The sequence below is a fragment of the Treponema sp. genome (genome assembly GCF_045657965.1).
Lineage (GTDB): Bacteria > Spirochaetota > Spirochaetia > Treponematales > Treponemataceae > Treponema_D.
Genome location: NZ_JAZOUG010000111.1, coordinates 1 through 4,018, shown reverse-complemented (window position 1 = coordinate 4,018; position 4,018 = coordinate 1). Strand labels below are relative to the sequence as shown.

The 4,018-nt window shown below is 40.5% G+C and carries 7 protein-coding genes; 3 read left to right on the top strand and 4 right to left on the bottom strand.

Annotation, left to right across the window (positions count from 1 at the left end):
- On the bottom strand, positions 1-222 hold a 222-nt coding region (locus ACKI5B_RS04165; RefSeq protein WP_407426129.1), incomplete at its 3' end, for an SAM-dependent methyltransferase.
- Positions 223-357: 135 nt separating this feature from the next.
- Between ACKI5B_RS04165 and ACKI5B_RS04160 the strand changes: the two genes are divergently transcribed.
- The 3 genes from ACKI5B_RS04160 to ACKI5B_RS04150 all read left to right on the top strand — a co-directional run bounded on the left by ACKI5B_RS04160 (position 358) and on the right by ACKI5B_RS04150 (position 2,523).
- Positions 358-597, top strand: a complete 240-nt coding sequence (locus ACKI5B_RS04160; RefSeq protein WP_407426127.1) for a GlsB/YeaQ/YmgE family stress response membrane protein — start codon at positions 358-360, stop codon at positions 595-597.
- A 122-nt stretch (positions 598-719) separates the two neighbouring features.
- Positions 720-1,757, top strand: coding sequence for a biotin synthase BioB (gene bioB, locus ACKI5B_RS04155; RefSeq protein ID WP_407426125.1), 1,038 nt, complete (start codon positions 720-722; stop codon positions 1,755-1,757).
- Between the two features lie 31 nt (positions 1,758-1,788).
- Positions 1,789-2,523 (top strand): tRNA1(Val) (adenine(37)-N6)-methyltransferase, encoded by a 735-nt coding sequence (locus tag ACKI5B_RS04150; RefSeq protein WP_407426123.1) that lies wholly within the window; start codon positions 1,789-1,791, stop codon positions 2,521-2,523.
- Here the strand turns inward: ACKI5B_RS04150 and ACKI5B_RS04145 are convergent.
- The 3 genes from ACKI5B_RS04145 to ACKI5B_RS04135 form a co-directional block, all read right to left on the bottom strand.
- A complete protein-coding gene (locus ACKI5B_RS04145) occupies positions 2,520-2,831 on the bottom strand; it encodes a type II toxin-antitoxin system RelE/ParE family toxin (RefSeq protein WP_407426121.1) in 312 nt (103 codons plus the stop codon). The two genes, ACKI5B_RS04150 and ACKI5B_RS04145, sit on opposite strands and share 4 nt — an antisense overlap.
- Positions 2,828-3,097 carry a type II toxin-antitoxin system prevent-host-death family antitoxin gene (locus tag ACKI5B_RS04140; protein WP_407426119.1) on the bottom strand — a complete coding sequence of 90 codons (270 nt, stop codon included), beginning with the start codon at positions 3,095-3,097 and terminating at the stop codon, positions 2,828-2,830. The genes ACKI5B_RS04145 and ACKI5B_RS04140 overlap by 4 nt, the downstream gene beginning before the upstream one ends.
- Positions 3,098-3,615: 518 nt before the next feature.
- Positions 3,616-4,018 (bottom strand): PBECR4 domain-containing protein (locus ACKI5B_RS04135; RefSeq protein ID WP_407426117.1); only part of this gene is annotated, 403 nt, incomplete at its 5' end.

The window sequence follows — 4,018 nt, the reverse complement described above, 5'->3', positions numbered from 1 at the left end:
ACCTTCATCGAGCATTTTGATGATTTTTTCACCTGCCTGTTCTTCGTTCTGAGAACGGCATGAAACAAGCGGCTTTTTAATCTGGAGATGATTCAAAAGCTGAAGGGTATGACGCGTATCTTCTGCTGCAACCACATCTACAGATTTAAATGTCTCTACTGCCCGAAAAGTTATATCGCCAAGATTTCCAATTGGCGTTCCAACGATGTATAAAACTGACACAATTCATTATAAAATAAGAAACTGGAATTATCAAGTGAATTAAAATTCTTCCGCAATAAGCAAAAACAGTTTGACGATTTAAGATTTGCATATTTATAATAAAAGAACAGTTAAAACAAGTTTTGGAGGTAAAAAATGCTTGTTACAATTCTTATGGGTTTAATCGTCGGTCTTCTCGGCGGATTTTTCATGAAAGTAAGCTTCGGCGGAAGCACCTTAGTCGGCTTTGCAGTGTGCGTTCTTGTCGGTCTTGTCGGCTCTTTTATCGGCGGATTTCTGGGTTCTGCCCTCAAAATCAAGAATACCGTGCTGCAGTTCGTCCTTGATATTGTAGGTGCGTGCATTTTGATTGCAATTTTAAAGGCTGTGATGTAAAAATTCTGCGCTGCCTCTCTTTAAATGTAAACCTATTATTCATGTTTTAGGTTTACATTATCTTTTGTTTTCATTAAAATCAATAATCAAAATGACAAAACAGAAGCTGTGAGAGGTACAAAATGACAGATTTAACAGAACTTGCTTCAAAAATCATAAATGGGAAACGCTTAAAAAGGGGCGATGACCTTTCCTTTTTTAAAACCTGCAGTCTATCCGAACTGACAGAAAATGCAGACAGAATCCGAAAACATTTTAAGGGTGAAAATGTTGACCTCTGTACAATCATAAACGGACGGAGCGGACGCTGCGGCGAAAACTGCAAATTCTGCGCCCAGAGCGCTCACAACCACACTTCCTGCGAAGAATATTCTTTCCTTGACGACGAAAAAATCATAAAAGAAGCAAAATCAAATCAGGATGAAGGCGTAAACCGCTTTGCAATCGTAACGGCAGGCAGATCCCTTTCCGGCGAAGATTTTGACAAAGCAATTCACGTTTACGAGCGCATGAATAAAGAACTTAAAATAAATCTCTGCGCTTCAATGGGATTTATTACGCGAGAACAGTTTAAACGCCTTAAAAAAGCAGGTGTTACAAGCTATCATCACAACATTGAAACTTCAAAGCGCAATTTTCCAAACATCTGCACAAGCCACACCTACGACATGAAAATCGAAACAATTAAAATTGCTCAGGAAGAAGGCCTGTGTGTCTGCTCCGGAGGAATCATCGGCATGGGAGAAACTTTTGAAGACCGGCTGGACATGGCAATATCTCTTTCAGAACTGAATATCCGCTCAATTCCGCTCAACGCACTCATGGCAATTCCAGGAACCCCTTACGAAAACCTTACCCCTCTTACCGAAGATGAAATCTTACGCACAATCGCAATGTTCAGATTCATAAATCCGGAAGCAAATATCCGCCTTGCAGCAGGACGCCGTCTTTTATCAGAAAACGGCAAAAAAGCCTTTGAATCTGGCTGCTCTGCCACAATCACAGGCAATATGCTCACAACAAGCGGCAGCACAATCAAAGGCGATATAGAAATGCTTAGGGAAATGGGCAGAAAAATAAAAGCACAGAAAGGAACAGCCTGCGATTCATGCGGCTGCTCAAATGACTGTGCAGCAAATAGCTGTGCATCTTGTGAATAACGGGGAAAAAGATTAAATTACAATGGATAATATGCCACCTTCAACACTTTTTTCTTCAACATTTCCAAAAAGCAGCCTCACCGTCTTTCAGGATAAATCCCTGTTCTGTTTCGGAATCGATGCCGTCCTTCTTGCAGATTTTTCGCAAGTAAAAAAGGGCGGGAATGTCTTTGACCTTGGAAGCGGAAACGGAATAATCCCGCTTTTGATGAGCAGAACAACGCCGGCAAAACATTTTACAGCACTTGAAGTTCAGAGCGAATCTGCTGCCCTTGCATCAAAAAACGTAGAAGTTAATCATCTTGAAGAAAAAATCGATGTAATCTGCGGTGATATAAAAAATGTACGCACCCTCTTTAAGCCGGAATGTGCTGATACCGTTACAAGCAATCCTCCGTACGCAAAAGAAAACGCCGTCCGAAAAAATCCGAACCAAGCCAAAAACATAGCGCGCCACGAAGTTTTGTGCACACTCGAAGATGTAGTTTGTGCCGCAGCATATCTTTTGAAATCCGGCGGAAGTTTTTACATGATTCACCGTCCGGAGCGCCTTTCTGAAATATTCACAACATTTACAAAATATCATCTTGAACCAAAAACTCTGCAGCTTGTGTACCCATTTGTAGATTCTTCTCCGACAATGATTATGATAGAAGGCCGGAAAAACGCCCGCCCGGAGCTTAAAATCCTTCCCCCGCTGGTGATTTACAAGGAAAAGGGAGAATATACAGAAGCTGTACGTAAAATAATTGCGATTGCAACCTAAAATAAAATCCGTAAATAATCCCGCTTTCCATACAAAACGCGGTCAATGTAAATGTCATTATCTTCATGTCGATAAAATGCAAGATAATTTTTATACATGACAAAGCGGTATTCTGACTCTAATCCGTTTGGCAACGAAACAAGTTTCCCGGTTTTCGGATGAAGTTTTAATGAGGATATTTCAGAGAGAATTCCTGTAATCGTATTCTGTGCAGCTGTTGGATTTTGTAACTCAAGCAAGATATATTCGTAAATTTCATCTAAATCTTGTTTTGCAAGTTCTGAATAATGAATGGTATTTTCTGTCATGAGTTTTTAAATCGTGCTTCAAAATGTTCAGAAATATCTTCTTCAGAAAGCCAGCCGTTCTTCTCGCCAGATTTTTTCCCGCGGGCAAGTTCTGTTAACAAAGCCAGAGCCGCCTTAGTTTTTTCGTATTCTTCCTGTTCTTTAATATCCACGATTGCATAAGCTCCACGCCCATTTTTAGTCAAAAAAACTGGGGAGCCAAAAGAGACATCTTGCAAAACTGCTGCGTAATTTCGTAAATCAGAAACTGGTTTAATGTTCGGCATTTTACATAACCTCTTACGATGAATATTATAGCATATTTTGCAGCAAAGACAATGAGAACAAAAAAATCCCGACCAGAACAATTTCCAGCCGGGATTTTTTAGATACTACATCGCATGGATGCGATGAAAAAGCAAAGTATCTTACGCCAGCGCGGAAGAGATTCTGGCAAGAATTTGCTTCCGCGTAGCGGGCGATGTTCTTGATAAGGTTCGGTTCGAATCCGCCGATGCCGACTGTGCGCTCTGAGTGACCCATTTTGCCGAGGACGAGACCGTCCCACGACATCCGTGTCGTAGCGATAACCTAAAGGTTATCGGGGAATTATTTTGCTTTTTAAGCAACGCGACCTCCTGTCGCGCTATACAATGAAAAATACCCTTGCTTTTACGATTGCGAATGCTGAGCCGTTCTTCGGCATACATGCCGTTATGACAACCTAAAGGTTGTCGGGGATCAATTATGCTTTTAAAAACTGGCGACGTCCTTGTCGCCCCTTTAAATAACAATTTTGTATCTTTCATTGTCGGCTGGCCGTTTTCGTTGCAGTACTGGCTGTAGACCTGTCCTTTTTCGAAGAGTTCCTGAGCCATTTTTTCTGGCGATATGAGTAATCTTTGAAAGTTTGCGGAAAAAATGACTTGCAATAATATTTGCCGTCTTTTGTTTTATCAAGAAAAGTGAAAATATTCCGAGATTCAACAATGTTCTTCATCAAATATTCGCCTGTTATTTGTGATGTCAGGATATTTTCTTTTTCGTCATATTTGAAAATCGTGTCATTGCTGTCAAAAATTGATTCAAGCTGGGCGAGATAGTGAACACGGTCTTTGATTTTGGAGTAAAACTGGGAAGACTCGATTCTTTCAGTTTTGATTGATTCGGATAAAATCCAATCGAATACAATTTCACGCTGATTATCA

Bases quoted from the DNA above. Each gene is read 5' to 3' on its own strand.
- bioB (WP_407426125.1), top strand. From the start codon at position 720: ATGACAGATTTAACAGAACTTGCTTCAAAAATCATAAATGGGAAACGC.
- ACKI5B_RS04150 (WP_407426123.1), top strand. From the start codon at position 1,789: ATGCCACCTTCAACACTTTTTTCTTCAACATTTCCAAAAAGCAGCCTC.
- ACKI5B_RS04140 (WP_407426119.1), bottom strand. From the start codon at position 3,097: ATGCCGAACATTAAACCAGTTTCTGATTTACGAAATTACGCAGCAGTT.
- ACKI5B_RS04160 (WP_407426127.1), top strand. From the start codon at position 358: ATGCTTGTTACAATTCTTATGGGTTTAATCGTCGGTCTTCTCGGCGGA.
- ACKI5B_RS04145 (WP_407426121.1), bottom strand. From the start codon at position 2,831: ATGACAGAAAATACCATTCATTATTCAGAACTTGCAAAACAAGATTTA.